The 20,882-nt window shown below is 39.0% G+C and carries 27 protein-coding genes; 20 read left to right on the top strand and 7 right to left on the bottom strand.

Translation table 11 applies throughout. The features are described from left to right. From ABN212_RS18060 to ABN212_RS18010, 11 genes are all read left to right on the top strand, one after another. On the top strand, positions 1-209 hold a 209-nt coding region (locus ABN212_RS18060; protein ID WP_349443533.1), incomplete at its 5' end, for a hypothetical protein. A gap of 163 nt (positions 210-372) precedes the next feature. Continuing rightward, positions 373-1,425 carry a hypothetical protein gene (locus tag ABN212_RS18055; protein WP_072070752.1) on the top strand — a complete coding sequence of 351 codons (1,053 nt, stop codon included), beginning with the start codon at positions 373-375 and terminating at the stop codon, positions 1,423-1,425. 223 nt (positions 1,426-1,648) lie between these two features. Next, a complete protein-coding gene (gene umuD, locus ABN212_RS18050; RefSeq protein ID WP_072070751.1) occupies positions 1,649-2,065 on the top strand; it encodes a translesion error-prone DNA polymerase V autoproteolytic subunit in 417 nt (138 codons plus the stop codon). Next, positions 2,065-3,327: a translesion error-prone DNA polymerase V subunit UmuC gene (umuC, locus tag ABN212_RS18045; protein WP_072070750.1), complete on the top strand. Its 1,263-nt coding sequence runs from the start codon at positions 2,065-2,067 to the stop codon at positions 3,325-3,327. The genes umuD and umuC overlap by 1 nt, the downstream gene beginning before the upstream one ends. Before the next feature lie 351 nt (positions 3,328-3,678). Beyond that, positions 3,679-4,725, top strand: coding sequence for a ParB/RepB/Spo0J family partition protein (locus ABN212_RS18040; RefSeq protein WP_072070749.1), 1,047 nt, complete (start codon positions 3,679-3,681; stop codon positions 4,723-4,725). 2 nt (positions 4,726-4,727) lie between these two features. Then, the gene (locus ABN212_RS18035; protein WP_023159966.1) at positions 4,728-5,072 is read left to right on the top strand and encodes a single-stranded DNA-binding protein; all 345 of its coding nucleotides are present in this window, start codon (positions 4,728-4,730) and stop codon (positions 5,070-5,072) included. After that, positions 5,065-5,487, top strand: coding sequence for a hypothetical protein (locus tag ABN212_RS18030; protein ID WP_159242432.1), 423 nt, complete (start codon positions 5,065-5,067; stop codon positions 5,485-5,487). The genes ABN212_RS18035 and ABN212_RS18030 overlap by 8 nt, the downstream gene beginning before the upstream one ends. Positions 5,488-5,547: 60 nt before the next feature. Then, positions 5,548-5,889 carry a hypothetical protein gene (locus tag ABN212_RS18025; protein WP_141650235.1) on the top strand — a complete coding sequence of 114 codons (342 nt, stop codon included), beginning with the start codon at positions 5,548-5,550 and terminating at the stop codon, positions 5,887-5,889. 280 nt (positions 5,890-6,169) lie between these two features. Then, positions 6,170-6,649, top strand: coding sequence for an Hcp family type VI secretion system effector (locus ABN212_RS18020; protein WP_159242433.1), 480 nt, complete (start codon positions 6,170-6,172; stop codon positions 6,647-6,649). An 8-nt stretch (positions 6,650-6,657) separates the two neighbouring features. Then, positions 6,658-7,236: a hypothetical protein gene (locus ABN212_RS18015; RefSeq protein ID WP_048822182.1), complete on the top strand. Its 579-nt coding sequence runs from the start codon at positions 6,658-6,660 to the stop codon at positions 7,234-7,236. 760 nt (positions 7,237-7,996) lie between these two features. Continuing rightward, positions 7,997-8,365, top strand: coding sequence for a hypothetical protein (locus tag ABN212_RS18010; protein WP_048821769.1), 369 nt, complete (start codon positions 7,997-7,999; stop codon positions 8,363-8,365). A gap of 97 nt (positions 8,366-8,462) precedes the next feature. Here ABN212_RS18010 and ABN212_RS18005 read toward each other — a convergent pair whose 3' ends face one another. Then, positions 8,463-8,690, bottom strand: coding sequence for a plasmid partition protein ParG (locus ABN212_RS18005; protein WP_048821767.1), 228 nt, complete (start codon positions 8,688-8,690; stop codon positions 8,463-8,465). Between the two features lie 116 nt (positions 8,691-8,806). Next, on the bottom strand, positions 8,807-9,430 hold the full coding sequence (locus tag ABN212_RS18000) for an AAA family ATPase (protein WP_023159958.1): 624 nt from the start codon (positions 9,428-9,430) through the stop codon (positions 8,807-8,809). A 284-nt stretch (positions 9,431-9,714) separates the two neighbouring features. On the opposite strand from ABN212_RS18000, the gene ABN212_RS17995 reads away from it, so the two are divergent. Genes ABN212_RS17995 through ABN212_RS17985 form a run of 3 tightly spaced genes read left to right on the top strand, consistent with a single transcriptional unit; the run spans position 9,715 to position 10,703 of the window. Then, on the top strand, positions 9,715-9,960 hold the full coding sequence (locus tag ABN212_RS17995) for an AbrB/MazE/SpoVT family DNA-binding domain-containing protein (protein WP_023159984.1): 246 nt from the start codon (positions 9,715-9,717) through the stop codon (positions 9,958-9,960). Beyond that, on the top strand, positions 9,960-10,292 hold the full coding sequence (mazF, locus tag ABN212_RS17990; protein WP_023159957.1) for an endoribonuclease MazF: 333 nt from the start codon (positions 9,960-9,962) through the stop codon (positions 10,290-10,292). The genes ABN212_RS17995 and mazF overlap by 1 nt, the downstream gene beginning before the upstream one ends. A 30-nt stretch (positions 10,293-10,322) precedes the next feature. Beyond that, positions 10,323-10,703, top strand: a complete 381-nt coding sequence (locus ABN212_RS17985) for a hypothetical protein (protein ID WP_048821763.1) — start codon at positions 10,323-10,325, stop codon at positions 10,701-10,703. Between the two features lie 88 nt (positions 10,704-10,791). Here the strand turns inward: ABN212_RS17985 and ABN212_RS17980 are convergent, their stop codons facing one another. The 4 genes from ABN212_RS17980 to ABN212_RS17965 form a co-directional block, all read right to left on the bottom strand. Beyond that, positions 10,792-10,932: a Hok/Gef family protein gene (locus tag ABN212_RS17980; protein WP_072022937.1), complete on the bottom strand. Its 141-nt coding sequence runs from the start codon at positions 10,930-10,932 to the stop codon at positions 10,792-10,794. 319 nt (positions 10,933-11,251) lie between these two features. Then, positions 11,252-11,710 carry a hypothetical protein gene (locus ABN212_RS17975; RefSeq protein ID WP_048821762.1) on the bottom strand — a complete coding sequence of 153 codons (459 nt, stop codon included), beginning with the start codon at positions 11,708-11,710 and terminating at the stop codon, positions 11,252-11,254. Positions 11,711-11,808: 98 nt separating this feature from the next. Then, positions 11,809-12,063 carry a hypothetical protein gene (locus ABN212_RS17970; protein ID WP_048821760.1) on the bottom strand — a complete coding sequence of 85 codons (255 nt, stop codon included), beginning with the start codon at positions 12,061-12,063 and terminating at the stop codon, positions 11,809-11,811. Between the two features lie 38 nt (positions 12,064-12,101). After that, positions 12,102-12,371 carry a hypothetical protein gene (locus ABN212_RS17965; RefSeq protein ID WP_048821758.1) on the bottom strand — a complete coding sequence of 90 codons (270 nt, stop codon included), beginning with the start codon at positions 12,369-12,371 and terminating at the stop codon, positions 12,102-12,104. A gap of 293 nt (positions 12,372-12,664) precedes the next feature. Here ABN212_RS17965 and ABN212_RS17960 point away from each other — a divergent pair, with 293 nt between their 5' ends. The 6 genes from ABN212_RS17960 (at position 12,665) to ABN212_RS17935 (ending at position 19,117) form a co-directional block, all read left to right on the top strand. After that, positions 12,665-13,618 carry a tyrosine-type recombinase/integrase gene (locus ABN212_RS17960; protein WP_048821757.1) on the top strand — a complete coding sequence of 318 codons (954 nt, stop codon included), beginning with the start codon at positions 12,665-12,667 and terminating at the stop codon, positions 13,616-13,618. A gap of 15 nt (positions 13,619-13,633) precedes the next feature. Beyond that, entirely contained in the window at positions 13,634-13,768 is a 135-nt protein-coding gene (locus ABN212_RS17955; RefSeq protein WP_256326490.1) for a hypothetical protein, read from the top strand. Positions 13,769-13,886: 118 nt separating this feature from the next. Then, the gene (locus ABN212_RS17950; RefSeq protein WP_001029679.1) at positions 13,887-14,708 is read left to right on the top strand and encodes a TnsA endonuclease N-terminal domain-containing protein; all 822 of its coding nucleotides are present in this window, start codon (positions 13,887-13,889) and stop codon (positions 14,706-14,708) included. Then, positions 14,695-16,803 (top strand): DDE-type integrase/transposase/recombinase, encoded by a 2,109-nt coding sequence (locus tag ABN212_RS17945; RefSeq protein ID WP_000267723.1) that lies wholly within the window; start codon positions 14,695-14,697, stop codon positions 16,801-16,803. The genes ABN212_RS17950 and ABN212_RS17945 overlap by 14 nt, the downstream gene beginning before the upstream one ends. Then, positions 16,800-18,467: an AAA family ATPase gene (locus tag ABN212_RS17940; protein WP_001276994.1), complete on the top strand. Its 1,668-nt coding sequence runs from the start codon at positions 16,800-16,802 to the stop codon at positions 18,465-18,467. The genes ABN212_RS17945 and ABN212_RS17940 overlap by 4 nt, the downstream gene beginning before the upstream one ends. Positions 18,468-18,469: 2 nt before the next feature. Continuing rightward, complete coding sequence (locus ABN212_RS17935; protein ID WP_425288178.1) at positions 18,470-19,117, top strand: TniQ family protein; 648 nt, start codon at positions 18,470-18,472, stop codon at positions 19,115-19,117. 152 nt (positions 19,118-19,269) lie between these two features. Here ABN212_RS17935 and ABN212_RS17930 read toward each other — a convergent pair whose 3' ends face one another. After that, complete coding sequence (locus tag ABN212_RS17930) at positions 19,270-20,844, bottom strand: methyl-accepting chemotaxis protein (protein WP_071538080.1); 1,575 nt, start codon at positions 20,842-20,844, stop codon at positions 19,270-19,272. Between the last annotated feature and the right edge of the window lie 38 nt (positions 20,845-20,882).

Genomic DNA, 20,882 nt, shown 5'->3' with positions numbered 1-20,882 from the left:
GCTGCATCGGCGCGGGGGAGTCACGGGGTGACTACGCCTTAGCGTGCTTTATTTTCCGAATTCTGAGACGACCCCTATTGGTTTCAGTCGTCATTGTCGATGGGCTCCCTAAACTGGCTGTTATGGATGGATTCCAACGTTACTGCGCACTGATGGAAATAGTTGCTGAAGGTGGTCAAATTGAAGGGGTGGACGTAAAAGAAGCGTGATACTAGTGGTAGTTTTTGTTTCTGGAGTGAATACATACGTTCATGCACTATAACTGATGAAAAATACATTCTTCTTTTCGCCAGTATGATTAATATAAACTGTGATTATGAAATGACAGGTGTTTACTACTAAATTTAAAAATCTTAAATACGAGAATGTTACGTGAGCAAATTACTAGTTTTTATAGAACCTAAACTTATCAATAATACTACCTCCTATTGGGCTATGTTCTATGCGGCTATTTTTAAAGCTCTATCTTATCAAACCAATATGCAACACCCACTTGGAGAACAGTCCCCTCAGTCTCACAGAGGGAATCTCTCTACACCGTCAAACTACTTGGCAGGGATTAGTGATCATTTAAGGAATCATGCATTTGAATATTTAATGATGGATTTGTTGCGGTCAGAATATGGAGATATTACACGAGATATTTTAGTTACCAGACTTTTATCTCTGTATGGCATAACTGATTTTGAATACAAGTATCTTAATATATATAAAATGGGTAAGGATAGTATTCACCATAAATTACAATTAAAAAATTCATTTGATATAAAGGTCATAACACCTAAAAATCCTAATCTTCTAGCTTGCTCAAAAACAAATTATCAGGCGTTTACCTTTCCTATTCATACAGCTTTTGAAAATTTTCCATATTCTGACTTGCTACTTATTGTTTCTGATGGAAAAAATCATACCTATGGTTTTTTAGGTGAAATAGAAGGTAAAAATGGACAACAATTGTTTAGAAATAGCTACTGGTCAAAAGGAAAAGGTGATTATGCAACTTTTGCAATAGGGATTTCCAGTAAAAACACACTGAAAATAGGTGCCGAAAAACACCAACTTAGTCACAACACAGTAATTTTTAGTGATGAAATGAATAGGCAAATATTGAACTACTCAAATTTCTCAGCCTTTGCTGTTGATTATGTTAAAGCGGTTAATAATATGGAGCTATTTTTCAATGGACAAACAAAACATCTTAGCATAGAGGATAAAGGTCACGCATATATCACTGATATAATAATGAAAAATTGGGATAAACCAAGCGGATATATAATTGAATTACTGAACCAACATGTAATTTACGCTTATAGTCATGCATCAACATTATATAACCTATTGGACCCTGAAACCAATAAGCTCTCTTTTAAACCGAATATGCTGGCATTAGAAAACTCATATTGCTTACATCAAGTAAAAGAATAACAGATATAGATTCATCCAATGAGAGGTTTGCCGCTCAAAAAAATATATTTTTTACGTTAAACCTCTGTTTTCGATAAATAAAGTATTATGAACAATGAGCAATATGAGGGGTGTTTAGGAAATTTCATCGGGTATGGCGTAGACAAACAACATAATCCTTAGCTTGCAATTTCCTAACTCTGTTGCATACAATGCTGTATATCCGTACAGTATTGAGGCTTTCATGAAATTAACCTTATGCAACGTTGAGAAAACACTTCCGCTTCCTTTATTCGCTGATCAAGTACAAGCCGGTTTCCCGTCACCGGCGAGTGACTACTTAGAGGACCGCATTGATTTAAACTCTTTGCTAATCAAGCACCCTTCAGGCACATACTTTTTACGAGTATCTGGTACTTCTATGATGGACGCACAAATTCTAGATGGAGATATCGTCATAGTAGATAGTTCGATTGATGCAAAACACGGAGATATCGTTATTGCTTCACTCGATGGAGAGTTTACGATAAAACGGCTACAAACCAGCCCTGTTACTGCTCTTATACCCATGAACAGCAGCTACTCACCGATATACATCAGTGATGGTGAAGAATTAAGTATATTCGGCACTGTGACCTACATTATTCACAAGGCGAGATAATGTTTGCCTTAGTTGATGTAAACAGTTTCTACGCCAGTTGTGAGCGCATTTTTCGCCCTGATATTGCCAATAAGCCAGTTATTGTTTTATCAAACAACGATGGTTGTGTTATTGCACGTTCAAAGGAAGTGAAGTTGCTTGGGATCAAAATGGGGGCTCTATACTTTGAGATTCAGTCTCTGATTAAAAAGCATGATATTCAGGTGTTTAGTAGTAACTACGCCCTTTATGCTGACATCAGCAACCGAGTCATGGACACACTATCTGATTTTGCCCCAAGAGTAGAAACGTATAGTATCGACGAGCAGTATCTAGATATGACCGGCATGTCTAGAAACTTTCCATTAGAAGATTACGGTCGCAAGATACAACAACGAATTTTGCAGATAGCTCATGTACCGGTCGGTGTTGGTTTTGCTCAAACTAAAACACTGGCTAAACTGGCAAACCATGCTGCTAAAACATGGACCAAAACAGGCGGTGTAGTCGATTTGAGTGCTACTTCACGCCAGAAACGGCTCATGTCCCTTGTGCCTGTTAATGAAGTATGGGGTGTGGGTAGAAAAATAAGTAACCGGCTAAATGCTATGGGGATAGTTACAGCGCTTGATTTGGCTAGGGCTGAAACAACCATGATCCGTAAAACATTCGGTGTGGTTGTAGAACGCACTGTGAGAGAGCTGAACGGTGAATCTTGCATCGAGCTTGAAGAAGTAGCAAAAACTAAAGAGCAAATCATTTGTTCACGTTCATTTGGAAAAAAAATTGAGCTCTATGAGCATATGCATCAGGCTATCTGCGAGTATTCAGAGAGAGCAGCAGAGAAACTTCGAGCTGAAAAACGAGTCTGTTCCTTTGTTTCTGTTTTTATCCAAACCAGCCATTACGCCAGCGGACCTCAATACTACAACCACCGTTCTGAACGGTTAGAATATCCAAGTGCTGATACAAGAGACATTATCAATGCAGCAGTGCGTCTGTTAAAGACCATCTGGAAATCGGGAGTTAAATATCACAAAGCTGGCATCATGCTCACTGATTTTTCTGATCCATCAGTTACTCAACTTAATTTATTTTCTGATAGTAAACCCTACAAAGGAAGTGAACAATTGATGAAAACCTTGGACCAGATAAATAATCGAGGTGTTAGCAAAATATGGTTCGCTGGAAAGGGAATGGACACAAACTGGCGCATGAAGCGAGAAATGCTTTCACCGGCATACACTACGAGAATTTCAGATCTTCCCGTAGTGAAGATTTAGAGGAAATCCACCAGCGTATTCAGCAGGATTCACCGCAATCCTACAATTGCTTCAACCAGTATACCTAAATTGAGAACGTCTTTCGTTTAGAATTATATTCATATTTCTGAACATTATTAAGATAATGAAACAATCATTATCAATTTATGATTGTTGCGATATGTCATTGATATGATTATCTTTAACACTTTTACCCTCTGGAGTTGTTCGCCTTTAACTAATTGATAGCAATGCACATAAATCGAAATGATGCCGTTTTCCTTATGTAACTAAGGAAAATAGAAAATCCTGTGTGATAGCCTTACGTCGAATAAAAATAATACCTAGTTACACAATGACAAGGCGAGGACTATGAATACTAACGCAGCAATTTCAACGAATAGCAGTCAACAAAATTCGAATATGAGCAAGGTACTTCTCAATGACCTACCCTACCCTACTCTGAAGAAAAATACTGAAGCGCACAATATCTCAACATTACGCAAAATGTCTGATGCCTTTGAGGAAAAGGTGTGTTCGCGTGGTGATATTTATCGCGTTAACGTTGAGTTACTGTACGTACAGGAAGGTTTCAATCTTCGGGAGATTGATACTGAACATGCTGGACGAATCAAGAATTCGTATGTATCAGGTGTTTATGTTCCACCTATCGTTGTGAAAGTTATAACGGTTGATAATCTGCCACGCTTACAGATTATTGATGGACACCACAGATATTGCGCTCTACGCATGGCAATGGAAGAAGGATGCACGATTAAAGGCGTATACGTCACGGAGTTCTCAGGCAGTCAGCAACTTGAGATCGTCAATATGCTGACATCTTCAGAAGGAAAACCTTTAGCTCCGTTAGAAAAAGCTGATGGTTTCCATCGTTTACTTAGTATGGGATGGGAAAAAAAGGAAATTGCACGATATACGAACACAAGTGTTGTTACGATCAACAGATTATTACGCTTGTTCCGAGCAGATTACAGAATCACTGATCTTGTCAGAAAGAACCTGATTACTTCAGATTTAGCCATAGAAATACTGCTTGAGTGTGAAGAAACTAATCAAGAGGCATATGATGTGATCATTGCAGGATTGCAGAAGGCGACTGACAGCGGCAAAAATAAAGTCACACGGAAATTTGTACCTTCAGCGAAGAAAGTACCTTTTTCAAAAAAAGAAATACATTCCGTGTTTTCACAATTAAGTGAAATCCGCACAACAATTCACGACAAAGTTGCTGATATTCAAGAAAATGATGAAACAGTGACTGTCGAAATGCCGGTAACAATTGTGACCCTGCTTAATGATGTTCTTCAGAAGTTTGCGAATGATGAATCCGCCGCATCTAATGATGATGAGAACGAACCGAGCAAAACCGAATCCAACACTGAAGCTATTCAGGCTTAACTATGGAATTACTTAACAAGGTGCAACTGATCGCACGATTAGGTTCGTCCCCGAAAGATAATCTGAAGTATTCAGAACGTAACGGTGAGGCAATGACCTACTTCTCTGTTGCAATTAACCGGCATGACTCTAAAGGAAACCCGATAACAGATTGGTTTAACATTAGTGCATACGGAAAAATAGCAGAAATAGCAGCTAATTTTGGTCAGAAAGGACAACTTGTTTACATCGAAGCAAGGCTACAACCGACTAATAATTCCTGTTCTATAATAATGAATTACCAGACAGGTGTGTTTAGAGTATTACCTAATAGTAAAAATACAAATGCAGGAGAGCAGAATGGCTAAGGCAGACCAAATTTCAAATTGTAACGTTCAAAATCCTAATTATGTGATGGCAGAAATGAAACGAGATCAAACAGTTCTAAACTATGCCCTATTTAAAGCGCGTGAGGAGCTACACGAGCTCAAACACCTAATGAATACGTCACAGTGCAGTGAAAGTGAAATTTTGCGCTATAACGGGGTTTTGGAGATGCTGGATAGCATATTTTCATCAGATGAAAAGGAACGTCAGAACTTATATCACTCTATGATCATGTCTGGTGTACAAATCATGTCCGGTAAGTTAAGTGGTGAGAATAGACAAGCCGTATTAGAAGCAACGACACCAGATCAGTTGGATGAGGTTTTAAAAGCCTCGGAAAATGAGGTATGGACTGAGTTGCAACTGCTATGTGAACAGCAGAACAACCTAAACTAAGAATCCAAAATGAAACTGACAATATCCTTGCCTTTCATTCTGATAACTACGCTGATCTCAGTGCCAGCGTTGGGTAATAGTTATTCTGCAATGGAAGGGATTGAAGGACAGCGATATTCTGATTTAGAGAAATACAAAGCCAACTGTCCAGCTTGTATGAGTGTTGTACAAAACATTAAAGATATCCGCTATCGGGCATGTGCACAATCAGTCACGACAGATGATGTGATAATTAGGGACCCATTATATGGCTATTTGAATAGTATGAAATTTATGCTAAATAATGATTTGTATAATCAAGTATTGTCTATCGTTATTAATGAGAAGGACTGTATTGATAGCTTAAATTGGCTTGAACGAGCCAACTTAAAAATTGAATCATTGGTAAATAAGCCAATTTAGTAAGTGTAAGCCCATAACTCCCAGCGGTACAATATCGTTAAACAGTCGCTATTTTTCTTCATAAGCATTATTTACGAACCTTTTCGTAACAAATAACGCCGTATAGCGGCGTTATCACCAAAATATGAATTTATTGTATATATCAGATAACATCTCAACAACAATTTAGTTAAGAACAAAAAGTAGTCGATTTTGATTCAACGTGACAGCTATCCCTATTGCAAATTTTAGGAAAAAATGCATTAATCAAGGTAAATTTAACATATGGAAAGGAATATCTATGTCAGAAATGATTTACTTAACGCTAAAGGGAAACAAGCAAGGGCTTATCTCTGCGGGTTGTTCGAGCTATGATTCAATTGGTAATAAATATCAAGATGGTCATAAAGATCAGATACTTGTCTACTCAACAACCTATGATCTAGCACGAAAACAAAATGTATCTCACGCGCCATTCATCTTGATAAAAGCCGATGACAAATCCTCCCCCCTTCTGTTAACTGCAATGTCAAACAATGAGATTTTAGAGTGCCTTTTTGAATATTATCGCGTAGATAAAAGCGGGGTAATGATTCCTTACAAAAAGATTTTGCTTACTAAAGCATCAATCATCCGTCTTACAAATGAGTCGCCGAACTCATTAACTGAAAATGAAATGCAACCATTTGAAAAAGTTTCAATAATATATGAAAGCATTACTTGCAAACATAATACTGCTAACACTTCAGGATATAGCATCAGAAATGAATCAGTCATGTAGGTATGACAATGAAAATAAATGATGTGTACTTTAATCGATTCAACGTTCCCATCGTAAGTTCACCAGACCCTTACCGTGATTCATTAATAGATGATCCAGTTAAAATCTTTATAGTTGTTAATTACAATTGGGGGATTGGGCATACAGGTATAGTGGTTGGAGAAGGTGAAGATGCTCTTTTGTATGACCCATCAGGGGGATACTCTGAGTGCCCTTCCAGAGAGTGCTATAATAATATTGAAGAATTACGAGCGCCACGTAGTTCAGGTGAATTTTTCCAATATCCTGAGTTTAATTGGGATGATTACCTTTCTTTTCAGTTGTGGGATGGTCCAGACGTTCAGATAATTGAATTTGTAGTGCCTAGAGTTCAAGCAGAAAAAATAAAAGAGTTAATATTTGAACATGGCGGAGCTGGATGGGCTATGTGTTCAGAAACAGTGTTTTATATACTTAAAGACAGTGGCGGTATATTTAACTCTTTGGATAAAAAGATTTTCTTCCGCGAAGATCCTTGGAATTTCAGAGAGAAATTAATTGACCTACATTACCCAAAACGCGGGGGGGTCATATCAGGTGCTTATTAAATCTAATTTTTTTATCCCGTTAATATCACTGTTTATAAGTATTGTTCTTTTTTACTTAGAAACGGTGCATGAATACTTTTTTAAACTTTACCCCCATTCTGTAAATTCTAAAATAGTTATTGAAATACAGAAATTGCTATCATATTCATTTTTTTGTTATCTAATTCTTCTTACATTGGCAACGACATTTTTCATTAAAAATGTTAAATTTAACAAAAAACACCGTTTTATCTTATACTTTGTAATACCCTACATAATTAATATTATTGTTTGGTATTTTAATGGATATCAAGCTATTAATTACAGAAATAATTCAGTAATGATATCTGATTTTTTATTTACGTCTTATATCTTACACTTCGTTTTTGTAATTCCTATCATTGCATACATACTGGATTACACTTTTAGTTTTAAAATACAAAAGTGAATACAATCTCACTACATCTAAATCAAAAATCCCTCTACCACACCAATAAAAAAAACGCCACAATGTGGCGTTATAACCCTAGTGTTGGTACTTATTATAATCATATAACGTATGGCAAAAACAATTATACACATACACACCTATGTGTGTATGTGTATAATGTGTGTTTGTGTGGAGTTAATCACAAAAACACGTATGTGTTTATGTGTATTTACACGAGTGAGGATGTTTTAGGTTTTTATAGACCATTAGCCTAATATCTAGGTGAAGATTAAATTACACAAACAATAATGAAAGGCAAAAACACTGCCAGTTAGAGTAGAGGACCGGATCATGTTTGTTTTTAAAGAAGATACGTTCCAACGGAACCCCAATAATCCATGTCCAGATAATGAATTCAATAGTGACGTGATTGATTTTATAAAGGAAATAAGAAAGTTTTATCCTGAGTTAGAACATTGGAGCAATACCGGTGTACTGTTTGCTTGGGAAGGATATCTGCAAGATATATACGCGGTCGGTTGGACTGAATTGGTACGCAAGAGAGAGAACGGCTTTCTCGCATACTGCTACATATCGCAGTTACGACCATGCTTTGATTTTGGTGGAACAGGGACATACAACACTGAAATTTGGGATCTTGGAGAGCAAGAGCCGTGGAAAAAACAACCATTGCCAAAACTACCAGATTGGCTCGAATAATTGAGCATGAGGCACTTTTATTTTGAATGTTACCTAGTGAAATTGAGATAAAAGTGCAATAAAAAGGGATGAAATATCATCCCTATAAAACCACTACCTATTCATTTTCCTTTAGCCACTGATGAACATAATCTGATATTACTTCTTTCATTGTGGTGTTTCGTTTGACACATGCAGCTTTGAATCGAATTTGAGTATCTTCGTCAAGATCTACATTAATGCGTTTGGTTTTTGTACTTTTATCAAGAATTTTATCTAAGTCTCTGTTTTTACCGAATTTCATTTTCTGTGAATTTGCTGATTCGTTTACTTTTTTAAGTGCCATAAAGTATCTCTTTTAATTTCAAAACACAAATACGCTTATGTGTTTTTGCGCATTTGTGTAAATATATATTCGTGTTAATGTGTCAATGTGTTAATGTGTTAATGTGTTAATACACATTATGACTCAAAAATAGTCAAAATTTCTCTGGTTAGTATTTCTATCTCGCCTTTTGCATTTCCATCATTAGTTTCAAAAATACTCTTACCATCTAGAATAGATTTGATATAGCTCTGCCGTTGAGAAATAGCTGTTTTGAAAGAAGGCAAGCCAGTATCTTTGAGGTTGTCTTTTAATACTTGCAACATAGTTGTTTGGTCAATTTTACGAGTAATCAGAAATCTAGCTTCTACTTTACGGCTGTATGCTTGAGCTTCGAGGACCGATGTAACACTACCGGCTGCGGAAAAATCAAGAGGGCTTGGCGAGACTGGAATTATAACTAGATCACTAACCATAACCGCTGCTGATGTAATGACAGAAAGTGAACCAGCTCCATCTACGATGACAAAATCATAATCACTTAGATCTTTACGGATACTATAAACGTCTTTCTCACTGGCGGCGGTGAAAACATCATAATCACAGTTCCCTTCTTTAGACCAGTTAGATAGGCTCATTTGAGGATCTGTATCTACAACTGCTAATGAATAACCTGCTTTCTGCATAGCAGTAGCAACATTTATGACGGTGGTTGTTTTTCCAGAGCCGCCTTTCGGATTTAAAAAAGAAATTACTTTCACTGGAAAACCTCATATGTTTGTTTGTGTTTTTTTCATTATCTAAGGAAGCCAAAAAATAATCAATGTGTATTTGTGTTAATGTGTATTTAAGCAAAAACACATTAAATCATAAGAAAAACATACCTAACTTGTGAAATCAGTTAGTTACACATGCGCTAATATGTTTATGCGTTTATGTGTTTATGTGTTTATGTGTTTATGTGTTTATTGTAATCAACAATGTTGATACATTTAAATAGGGGTGCTACTATTAAAACTCGGACGTTGAATTGTAGAGGTGATAAATGGCTCAGGTCACAGTAAAAAAATGGGGCAATAGCCCGTCTGTACGGCTTCCTGTTGCAATCATGCAAAAAGCGGCACTTAGCGTTGATGATACGGTTGAAATAGCGGTAGAAGAAGGTCGTATCATCATTACGCCAGTTAAAGCGGTAGAATACTCATTAGATAATTTGTTAGCCGGTATCACACCGGAGAATATCCATGAGAAAGTAGACTTCGGAGCTCGAACAGGTAAGGAATTAATTTAATGGTATCTCGATACGTACCTGATTCTGGCGATTTGATTTGGATTGACTTTGATCCAGTTGAAGGACATGAGCAGGGCGGTCATCGTCCAGCAGTTGTCCTTAGCCCTTTTGCATACAATAATAAAGTAGGGCTCTTACTATGCGTACCATGTACAACTAAAGGCAAAGGCTATCCATTTGAATGCGAACTCTCGAACGAAAGAGACAGCTACGCATTAGCGGATCAAGTTACATGTGTTGACTGGAGAGCTCGTAAAGTTACTAAAAAGGGCAAAGTGGAGGCATCAGAACTGGCAGAGATAAAAGCTAAAGCAAAGGCGTTAATAGGATAGATATAATACTTATAAGGGTTATGGGATAGAATGGAAAATGAGACACTACACACAGCAACAGGTAATCAAACTCCTTTAGATAATGCCGTATCGTCATTAAACTCTATTTTAGATGTTATTTTCACAGTAAATGATTATGTTTTATTTTTTATAATTTTAATAATAATTTTCGCTAAATCGAAGTCAAGACTATTCAAATTGGCTTTTGGTTATTCTGGTATATCAGTTGTATTTTTACTCTCTAGTTATTTTCTCAGGGATGATTTACTGTTTGATATTAATAATACACCGCGATTCGGATTATTGATGATCAATATCGGCATGATTACAACAGCATTATATTTAATATACTGGCTTATCTATCTATTCAACGAAAGTGGTATGATTGATAGCAAAAAGAGTGAGCCATAGCTAACCGAAAAAGGGTGCTTGTATCACCAACCCATCGTAATCTGTAAAAGAGAAAATGTGGGGGTTTCCCCCCACAAAAGCAACACTACTAATTACATGATAGTGTTGCCTGAACCACCGTACCTCCGCTTGTAAAATTGAGTGAACATAAACGATCACGCATTAACAAAGAGAAGCACAGAACTGTGATACACACAGTAATCAGCCCTATCAGGGCAAATTTGCTCATTTCTCTTGACTCCTTGAGTAAAAGGAGACAGAATCAAATTGCAACGTTTGTAGACTGCCTCGAGTTAAGGAATATTCCTAATTCGGGGCTTTCGTCTTTTTGGCTCTTGGCTATGCTCGAACCAAAACGATTCAAGCACCCAAGGCAATATTAGCAGATTATTATTAAGAGACATACTGTTAATTGAAAATTATAATACTATATTTTAATTATGTTTTTTGCTTTCTTAATAAAGAATTTATCCAATAAAACGGTTATTAATATCAATATAACAAACAAATCAACCTATAATTAACAACAGCCTCTAAGGAAAAATATTTTATTGAATTACCACATTATCTAAAAAAACAGCCAAATGTAGATATTCGATTTCATCAAGGTTAGTAAGACTTAATTTTGAATTTAATAATTCAATTTTAATTTCATTTGAAAGATGGTCTAACAGAATCCTATCAACATTAGATAATCGACCTATTTTGTCCTCTGCCGGAAAATTTAAAATAATATATCCTGCATCAGTGATTTTAGATATTATCTCGTAATCTTTCCTTGATATTTTAATCTTTTCAGGTTTGATTTTCGGTTTTGTTTTTATTCCTTTCCTTTCATTATCAAGGCGTTTCTGCCATTCCCTTTTATAAATCCCCCCATTTTGGATAACTCTGACTCGCCACTCTACTGACTCAAAATCTGAAAGTCGATTAAAATCGTTTTTATCTATATTTTTCAAAGGGATAAATCTATCCCCAATTATAAACCGAAAGATTTGTTTAATCATGTATATCTATCTCTCTTTGAATTTCAAATATATTTCAGAATTAAACTAAAAAAACGAAATACATTAAATTTAGTTACTTATGACAAACTTGTAGAAATTTAAAGAACGAATATCAAAGCAAAAATCAGGATTAACAACAAAATTGAAGCTACTAAGTAGGCAATAACTTTGCTTGTTGCTCCATTTTGGTTATAGGTAATCAAAAAGATATTTGCACCAGATAGAATATATAATAGAACAAAGAAGAATCCATTTAATCGAATTGAACCTTCAAATAGAAACATACCAAATAAAATAAAAACCATTATTGAAAATACAAGACTGATTACCATTTCTAGTTTTTTTAAATTCATCACAACCTCTTTAATTAATTGTAGAGTTTACAAGAATATCACTTCATCGACTGATTATATCTATCAATAGCCGCATCGTAATAATCCTTATCTACTTCAATACTGTAACTTTCATCACCTAGTACGTAGAGAATTTTATAATCTCGCTCGATGGTTCGATAAATTTTTAACTGGCTATATCGCTTTCCATCTTTCACGGCTTTCTTATTAAAATCGGATTTGAATATGTAAACTAATAACATGACGAATGCTAGACAGATCCAAAATGTAATAACCAAACCAAAGCCCAAGTCATTTACCGCTGACATTATCCCTCTCCGAAACAGTTAGGTAATTAGTAATGTAAAAATCATTATTAGTTTTATGAACTTACAACGTAATTTCATTATACAACAATTTAAAGATTGCAAGCCTTTTAATGCGTACTAATACCGATATTTTAGCTATTCGATGATAAATACCTGTGCTACCCTTTACTCGGTTAAATATACGTTTAATGTAGTAACTTTTTTTATTTTATGATTTATGGTTAGTGATGCTATTTGATGCACCAGAATTCACCACAATTTTCACACCGATTTTCAGCACCAAGGAGGCACCGATGGGAGAGTTAATTTTACGTGACAACGTAACAGAAATTGTTGATGTAAATAACATGACGAAAAACACCAACAATCCAGCAACCAGCTACTTGCTACGGCTGCGTTCCAAACAAAGCCAAAAGACAATGCGCTCCTGCCTAGTGTCAGTGGTTAAATTGTTTCGTGCTATGGACCCATTTACTTTCGATTGGTCAATCATAGATCGAGATGCCGTTCAATTGGTACTTCAGAAATTAATACTGGAGAAAAAGACACCTAATAGTATAAACCTAATTCTGAGTGCTATTAAAGGGGTGGCTGAAGAAGCCAGAGCATCACGAATTATAGACAGTGATACATATCAAGATATTAGAAGCATACGCCGGATTCGTGGGAACCGTATCGGTCGAGGGCGTTCACTGAGTAGTAGTGAAATAACTGCTATTTATCAACACCTTGATAGCCTAAATACCGCAGTCTCGGTACGTGATGCGGCGATTGTATCATTAATGCTTGGCTGTGGTTTGCGCCGTGCTGAAGTCACTTTATTGGATATGGAAGATATCAATTTTGATAATTACTCCATTAAAATCATGGGTAAAGGAAACAAAGAAAGAACTAACTTCATGCCAAGTGACACGCTCCGTCGTATTCGTTTATGGATAGAAACTGTAAGAGGGGATCATACCGGTGCAGTTTTTACCCGCATACGTAAAAATGATGATGTGACTTGCGATAGAATAACAACCGATGGTTTACGGTATATTATTGATAAACTGGTGAAAGATTCAGCCTCTGATTCATTTACCCCCCATGACTGCCGACGAACCTATGCTACTAAGCTGTTAGAACTCGGTGAGGACCTACTTACTGTCAGGGAGGCTATGGGGCACAGTAGCGTAGCAACCACACAGCGGTATGACAAACGAGGTGTAACACGCTTAGAAGCTGCTGCAAGGAATCTTATATACTAATGATAGGATGGAAAAATGAGATCTGAAACGCACATTACCGAAACAGAAGCAAAAAAAATTGTTAATAACCAGATACCTAGCGATAAGTGGGTGTTACGTTCAATTGATGAACGTGACTATGGGACAGACTTCATTGTGGGCGGACAATAAAGTCTTAAACTGAACAAAATAGATCTAAACTATGACAATAAAGTCTTAAACTAGACAGAATAGTTGTAAACTGAAATCAGTCCAGTTATGCTGTGAAAAAGCATACTGGACTTTTGTTATGGCTAAAGCAAACTCTTCATTTTCTGAAGTGCAAATTGCCCGTCGTATTAAAGAGGGGCGTGGCCAAGGGCATGGTAAAGACTATATTCCATGGCTAACAGTACAAGAAGTTCCTTCTTCAGGTCGTTCCCACCGTATTTATTCTCATAAGACGGGACGAGTCCATCATTTGCTATCTGACTTAGAGCTTGCTGTTTTTCTCAGTCTTGAGTGGGAGAGCAGCGTGCTAGATATACGCGAGCAGTTCCCCTTATTACCTAGTGATACCAGGCAGATTGCAATAGATAGTGGTATTAAGCATCCTGTTATTCGTGGTGTAGATCAGGTTATGTCTACTGATTTTTTAGTGGACTGCAAAGATGGTCCTTTTGAGCAGTTTGCTATTCAAGTCAAACCTGCAGCAGCCTTACAAGACGAGCGTACCTTAGAAAAACTAGAACTAGAGCGTCGCTATTGGCAGCAAAAGCAAATTCCTTGGTTCATTTTTACTGATAAAGAAATAAATCCCGTAGTAAAAGAAAATATTGAATGGCTTTATTCAGTGAAAACAGAAGAAGTTTCTGCGGAGCTTTTAGCACAACTATCCCCATTGGCCCATATCCTGCAAGAAAAAGGAGATGAAAACATTATCAATGTCTGTAAGCAGGTTGATATTGCTTATGATTTGGAGTTAGGCAAAACATTGAGTGAGATACGAGCCTTAACCGCAAATGGTTTTATTAAGTTCAATATTTATAAGTCTTTCAGGGCAAATAAGTGTGCAGATCTCTGTATTAGCCAAGTAGTGAATATGGAGGAGTTGCGCTATGTGGCAAATTAATGAGGTTGTGCTATTTGATAATGATCCGTATCGCATTTTGGCTATAGAGGATGGCCAAGTTGTCTGGATGCAAATAAGCGCTGATAAAGGAGTTCCACAAGCTAGGGCTGAGTTGTTGCTAATGCAGTATTTAGATGAAGGCCGCTTAGTTAGAACTGATGACCCTTATGTACATCTTGATTTAGAAGAGCCGTCTGTAGATTCTGTCAGCTTCCAGAAGCGCGAGGAGGATTATCGAAAAATTCTTCCTATTATTAATAGTAAGGATCGTTTCGACCCTAAAGTCAGAAGCGAACTCGTTGAGCATGTGGTCCAAGAACATAAGGTTACTAAGGCTACAGTTTATAAGTTGTTACGCCGTTACTGGCAGCGTGGTCAAACGCCTAATGCATTAATTCCTGACTACAAAAACAGCGGTGCACCAGGGGAAAGACGTTCAGCGACAGGAACAGCAAAGATTGGCCGAGCCAGAGAATATGGTAAGGGTGAAGGAACCAAGGTAACGCCCGAGATTGAACGCCTTTTTAGGTTGACCATAGAAAAGCACCTGTTAAATCAAAAAGGTACAAAGACCACCGTTGCCTATAGACGATTTGTGGACTTGTTTGCTCAGTATTTTCCTCGCATTCCCCAAGAGGATTACCCAACACTACGTCAGTTTCGTTATTTTTATGATCGAGAATACCCTAAAGCTCAGCGCTTAAAGTCTAGAGTTAAAGCAGGGGTATATAAAAAAGACGTACGACCCTTAAGTAGTACAGCCACTTCTCAGGCGTTAGGCCCTGGGAGTCGTTATGAGATTGATGCCACGATTGCTGATATTTATTTAGTGGATCATCATGATCGCCAAAAAATCATAGGAAGACCAACGCTTTACATTGTGATTGATGTGTTTAGTCGGATGATCACGGGCTTTTATATCGGCTTTGAAAATCCGTCTTATGTGGTGGCGATGCAGGCTTTTGTAAATGCTTGCTCTGACAAAACGGCCATTTGTGCCCAGCATGATATTGAGATTAGTAGCTCAGACTGGCCGTGTGTAGGTTTGCCAGATGTGTTGCTAGCGGACCGTGGCGAATTAATGAGTCATCAGGTCGAAGCCTTAGTTTCTAGTTTTAATGTGCGAGTGGAAAGTGCTCCACCTAGACGTGGCGATGCTAAAGGCATAGTGGAAAGCACTTTTAGAACACTACAAGCCGAGTTTAAGTCCTTTGCACCTGGCATTGTAGAGGGCAGTCGGATCAAAAGCCATGGTGAAACAGACTATAGGTTAGATGCATCTCTGTCGGTATTTGAGTTCACACAAATTATTTTGCGTACGATCTTATTCAGAAATAACCATCTGGTGATGGATAAATACGATCGAGATGCTGATTTTCCTACAGATTTACCGTCTATTCCTGTCCAGCTATGGCAATGGGGTATGCAGCATCGTACAGGTAGTTTAAGGGCTGTGGAGCAAGAGCAGTTGCGAGTAGCGTTACTGCCTCGCCGAAAGGTCTCTATTTCTTCATTTGGCGTTAATTTGTGGGGTTTGTATTACTCGGGGTCAGAGATTCTGCGTGAGGGTTGGTTGCAGCGGAGCACTGATATAGCTAGACCTCAACATTTAGAAGCGGCTTATGACCCAGTGCTGGTTGATACGATTTATTTGTTTCCGCAAGTTGGCAGCCGTGTATTTTGGCGCTGTAATCTGACGGAACGTAGTCGGCAGTTTAAAGGTCTCTCATTTTGGGAGGTTTGGGATATACAAGCACAAGAAAAACACAATAAAGCCAATGCGAAGCAGGATGAGTTAACTAAACGCAGGGAGCTTGAGGCGTTTATTCAGCAAACCATTCAGAAAGCGAATAAGTTAACGCCCAGTACTACTGAGCCCAAATCAACACGCATTAAGCAGATTAAAACTAATAAAAAAGAAGCCGTGACCTCGGAGCGTAAAAAACGTGCGGAGCATTTGAAGCCAAGCTCTTCAGGTGATGAGGCTAAAGTTATTCCTTTCAACGCAGTGGAAGCGGATGATCAAGAAGATTACAGCCTACCCACATACGTGCCTGAATTATTTCAGGATCCACCAGAAAAGGATGAGTCATGAGTGCTACCCGGATTCAAGCAGTTTATCGTGATACGGGGGTAGAGGCTTATCGTGATAATCCTTTTATCGAGGCCTTACCACCATTACAAGAGTCAGTGAATAGTGCTGCATCACTGAAATCCTCTTTACAGCTTACTTCCTCTGACTTGCAAAAGTCCCGTGTTATCAGAGCTCATACCATTTGTCGTATTCCAGATGACTATTTTCAGCCATTAGGTACGCATTTGCTACTAAGTGAGCGTATTTCGGTCATGATTCGAGGTGGCTACGTAGGCAGAAATCCTAAAACAGGAGATTTACAAAAGCATTTACAAAATGGTTATGAGCGTGTTCAAACGGGAGAGTTGGAGACATTTCGCTTTGAGGAGGCACGATCTACGGCACAAAGCTTATTGTTAATTGGTTGTTCTGGTAGTGGGAAGACGACCTCTCTTCATCGTATTCTAGCCACGTATCCTCAGGTGATTTACCATCGTGAACTCAATGTAGAGCAGGTGGTGTATTTGAAAATAGACTGCTCGCATAATGGTTCGCTAAAAGAAATCTGCTTGAATTTTTTCAGAGCGTTGGATCGAGCCTTGGGCTCGAACTATGAGCGTCGTTATGGCTTAAAACGTCATGGTATAGAAACCATGTTGGCTTTGATGTCGCAAATAGCCAATGCACATGCTTTAGGGTTGTTGGTTATTGATGAAATTCAGCATTTAAGCCGCTCTCGTTCGGGTGGATCTCAAGAGATGCTGAACTTTTTTGTGACGATGGTGAATATTATTGGCGTACCAGTGATGTTGATTGGTACCCCTAAAGCACGAGAGATTTTTGAGGCTGATTTGCGGTCTGCACGTAGAGGGGCAGGGTTTGGAGCTATATTCTGGGATCCTATACAACAAACGCAACGTGGAAAGCCCAATCAAGAGTGGATCGCTTTTACGGATAATCTTTGGCAATTACAGCTTTTACAACGCAAAGATGCGCTGTTATCGGATGAGGTCCGTGATGTGTGGTATGAGCTAAGCCAAGGAGTGATGGACATTGTAGTAAAACTTTTTGTACTCGCTCAGCTCCGTGCGCTAGCTTTAGGCAATGAGCGTATTACCGCTGGTTTATTGCGGCAAGTGTATCAAGATGAGTTAAAGCCTGTGCACCCCATGCTAGAGGCATTACGCTCGGGTATCCCAGAACGCATTGCTCGTTATTCTGATCTAGTCGTTCCCGAGATTGATAAACGGTTAATCCAACTTCAGCTAGATATCGCAGCGATACAAGAACAAACACCAGAAGAAAAAGCCCTTCAAGAGTTAGATACCGAAGATCAGCGTCATTTATATCTGATGCTGAAAGAGGATTACGATTCAAGCCTGTTAATTCCCACTATTAAAAAAGCGTTTAGCCAGAATCCAACGATGACAAGACAAAAGTTACTGCCTCTTGTTTTGCAGTGGTTGATGGAAGGCGAAACGGTAGTGTCAGAACTAGAAAAGCCCTCCAAGAGTAAAAAGGTTTCGGCTATAAAGGTAGTCAAGCCCAGCGACTGGGATAGCTTGCCTGATACGGATTTACGTTATATCTATTCACAACGCCAACCTGAAAAAACCATGCATGAACGGTTAAAAGGGAAAGGGGTAATAGTGGATATGGCGAGCTTATTTAAACAAGCAGGTTAGCCATGAGAAACTTTCCTGTTCCGTACTCGAATGAGCTGATTTATAGCACTATTGCACGGGCAGGCGTTTATCAAGGGATTGTTAGTCCTAAGCAGCTGTTGGATGAGGTGTATGGCAACCGCAAGGTGGTCGCTACCTTAGGTCTGCCCTCGCATTTAGGTGTGATAGCAAGACATCTACATCAAACAGGACGTTACGCTGTTCAGCAGCTTATTTATGAGCATACCTTATTCCCTTTATATGCTCCGTTTGTAGGCAAGGAGCGCCGAGACGAAGCTATTCGGTTAATGGAGTACCAAGCGCAAGGTGCGGTGCATTTAATGCTAGGAGTCGCTGCTTCTAGAGTTAAGAGCGATAACCGCTTTAGATACTGCCCTGATTGCGTTGCTCTTCAGCTAAATAGGTATGGGGAAGCCTTTTGGCAACGAGATTGGTATTTGCCCGCTTTGCCATATTGTCCAAAACACGGTGCTTTAGTCTTCTTTGATAGAGCTGTAGATGATCACCGACATCAATTTTGGGCTTTGGGTCATACTGAGCTGCTTTCAGACTACCCCAAAGACTCCCTATCTCAATTAACAGCACTAGCTGCTTATATAGCCCCTCTGTTAGAGGGGGAACCGCAGAATTCGGAAAAAATCGTACGCTAAGCTAACGGTGTTCTCGTGACAGCTCTTTGACTAGGCTTTCTAAGGCCATTCTGATAGCCCTGACTTCCTGAAAAGCCATGGCTAAAATTTGTGCGGCTAAAAGGGATAACCGATGGTAAAGTAAGTTATCCCTGTCGAGATACTGAAAAGCGTTATCCTCGTTTTTCCCAAAACTGTTTTGCCAGTTCGCTCAGAGCGCTAGTTAACTGAGCGACAGATTTCGCACTTTGCAAATTATTCTGCCCGGTCTGTACATTGGTATCAGCAGCATCGCGTATATTGATAATACTGCGGTTTATGTCTTCACTTACTGCTCCCTGCTGCTCGACCGCAGTCGCTATTTGCGCGTTCATGTCGGTAATTTCGTTAACGCGTTGGCCAATTCCATCAAGAGCTGTAGCTGCTTCCTCTGCGTGAGCTACACTCGTGTGCGCTTGCCGACTACTTTGCTCCATGACTGTAACAGCGGATTGCGCTCGCTCTTGTAGAGCGCTGATCATGCTTTGAATATCCGTTGTCGATTGCTGTGTGCGAGCAGCAAGACTGCGAACCTCATCGGCGACAACAGCAAAACCACGCCCCTGCTCACCAGCACGCGCGGCCTCAATTGCTGCGTTGAGTGCCAACAAATTCGTTTGCTCGGCGATCCCTCGTATAACGTCAAGAACTTTTGATATCTCGTTACTTTGACCTTCAAGCTCATGAATAACCTGAGTGGCTTGCCTAATTTCACCTTCAAGGGCAGTGATTGACTGGCTTGTGTGGGCTACCAGACGCTGGCCAGATGCCGTCTCAGTGTCTGCTCTTCCGGCCGCATCTGCAGCATGCTGTGCATTGCTCGCAACCTCTTGAATGCTTGCCACCATTTGGTTTACTGCCGTTGCTATTTGATCTGTCTCTGCCTGCTGCTCAACTGTAAGTACATTGCTTGACTCAATATCCTTTAGTAGGCCTCGGGTGTGTTCGCTAAGCCGATTTGATGCATCACCTATGCGACCTACTATGGCGCCTGTTTCAGCTTGCATCATTCGTAAAGCAAACTCTATTTGGCCAAACTCATCGGTGCGCCCAGTGTAGAGGGATTGACTTAATGGGTTATTGGAAATATTCCTGGCTCTTTCAACCAGTCTTCCAAGAGGAGAGAGAATAGCCAAAACACTAACAGAGCTTAAGCTTCCTGACATTAAAGTGGCTAACAATAAGCTGCTTATTGATGTATCAGTAAGCATGCCGGCAGCCATTGCGCTTGATATAATACTACCCCATATGAGCAAGAGTATTTTCACGGAAAAGCTAGCAGCCAATTTCGGCCTCGCGGCCTTCCCGCTTCTCAATTGAGCATATAATTTTTCCGCAGCCAAAACCTGCTCAGGTTCAGGCTTGGTCCTTACAGACTGGTATTCAACAATCGAACCATTCTTAGCTATTGGCGTTACATAAGCACTTACCCAATAGTGGTCGCCATTTTTACAGCGATTTTTTACTAGCCCCATCCATGAGCGGCCAGATTTTAATGTACTCCACATATGCTCAAATGCAGCAGGCGGCATATCTGGGTGTCTTACGATGTTGTGAGGCTGGCCTAATAGTTCTTCCTCAGTGAAACCACTGATTTTAATGAAGTCAGGATTAACGTACGTGATATGGCTTTGAGGGGAGGTAGTCGAAAGAATATTGGCATCTTTTGGGGCACTGTTGCAAATAGTCGGTGGTGATAAACTTATCATCCCCTTTTGCTGATGGAGCTGCACATGAACCCATTCAA

The sequence above is a fragment of the Proteus genomosp. 6 genome, from assembly GCF_040139785.1.
In the GTDB taxonomy this organism is placed as follows: Bacteria; Pseudomonadota; Gammaproteobacteria; order Enterobacterales; family Enterobacteriaceae; genus Proteus.
This window is presented reverse-complemented; position numbering and strand designations above follow the sequence as displayed.

Bases quoted from the DNA above. Each gene is read 5' to 3' on its own strand.
- umuD (WP_072070751.1), top strand. From the start codon at position 1,649: ATGAAATTAACCTTATGCAACGTTGAGAAAACACTTCCGCTTCCTTTA.
- umuC (WP_072070750.1), top strand. From the start codon at position 2,065: ATGTTTGCCTTAGTTGATGTAAACAGTTTCTACGCCAGTTGTGAGCGC.
- ABN212_RS18040 (WP_072070749.1), top strand. From the start codon at position 3,679: ATGAATACTAACGCAGCAATTTCAACGAATAGCAGTCAACAAAATTCG.
- ABN212_RS18035 (WP_023159966.1), top strand. From the start codon at position 4,728: ATGGAATTACTTAACAAGGTGCAACTGATCGCACGATTAGGTTCGTCC.
- ABN212_RS18030 (WP_159242432.1), top strand. From the start codon at position 5,065: ATGGCTAAGGCAGACCAAATTTCAAATTGTAACGTTCAAAATCCTAAT.
- ABN212_RS18020 (WP_159242433.1), top strand. From the start codon at position 6,170: ATGTCAGAAATGATTTACTTAACGCTAAAGGGAAACAAGCAAGGGCTT.
- ABN212_RS18015 (WP_048822182.1), top strand. From the start codon at position 6,658: ATGAAAATAAATGATGTGTACTTTAATCGATTCAACGTTCCCATCGTA.
- ABN212_RS18010 (WP_048821769.1), top strand. From the start codon at position 7,997: ATGTTTGTTTTTAAAGAAGATACGTTCCAACGGAACCCCAATAATCCA.
- ABN212_RS18005 (WP_048821767.1), bottom strand. From the start codon at position 8,690: ATGGCACTTAAAAAAGTAAACGAATCAGCAAATTCACAGAAAATGAAA.
- ABN212_RS17995 (WP_023159984.1), top strand. From the start codon at position 9,715: ATGGCTCAGGTCACAGTAAAAAAATGGGGCAATAGCCCGTCTGTACGG.
- mazF (WP_023159957.1), top strand. From the start codon at position 9,960: ATGGTATCTCGATACGTACCTGATTCTGGCGATTTGATTTGGATTGAC.
- ABN212_RS17985 (WP_048821763.1), top strand. From the start codon at position 10,323: ATGGAAAATGAGACACTACACACAGCAACAGGTAATCAAACTCCTTTA.
- ABN212_RS17980 (WP_072022937.1), bottom strand. From the start codon at position 10,932: ATGAGCAAATTTGCCCTGATAGGGCTGATTACTGTGTGTATCACAGTT.
- ABN212_RS17975 (WP_048821762.1), bottom strand. From the start codon at position 11,710: ATGATTAAACAAATCTTTCGGTTTATAATTGGGGATAGATTTATCCCT.
- ABN212_RS17970 (WP_048821760.1), bottom strand. From the start codon at position 12,063: ATGAATTTAAAAAAACTAGAAATGGTAATCAGTCTTGTATTTTCAATA.
- ABN212_RS17965 (WP_048821758.1), bottom strand. From the start codon at position 12,371: ATGTCAGCGGTAAATGACTTGGGCTTTGGTTTGGTTATTACATTTTGG.
- ABN212_RS17960 (WP_048821757.1), top strand. From the start codon at position 12,665: ATGGGAGAGTTAATTTTACGTGACAACGTAACAGAAATTGTTGATGTA.
- ABN212_RS17955 (WP_256326490.1), top strand. From the start codon at position 13,634: ATGAGATCTGAAACGCACATTACCGAAACAGAAGCAAAAAAAATTGTT.
- ABN212_RS17950 (WP_001029679.1), top strand. From the start codon at position 13,887: ATGGCTAAAGCAAACTCTTCATTTTCTGAAGTGCAAATTGCCCGTCGT.
- ABN212_RS17945 (WP_000267723.1), top strand. From the start codon at position 14,695: ATGTGGCAAATTAATGAGGTTGTGCTATTTGATAATGATCCGTATCGC.
- ABN212_RS17940 (WP_001276994.1), top strand. From the start codon at position 16,800: ATGAGTGCTACCCGGATTCAAGCAGTTTATCGTGATACGGGGGTAGAG.
- ABN212_RS17935 (WP_425288178.1), top strand. From the start codon at position 18,470: ATGAGAAACTTTCCTGTTCCGTACTCGAATGAGCTGATTTATAGCACT.
- ABN212_RS17930 (WP_071538080.1), bottom strand. From the start codon at position 20,844: ATGATAAGTTTATCACCACCGACTATTTGCAACAGTGCCCCAAAAGAT.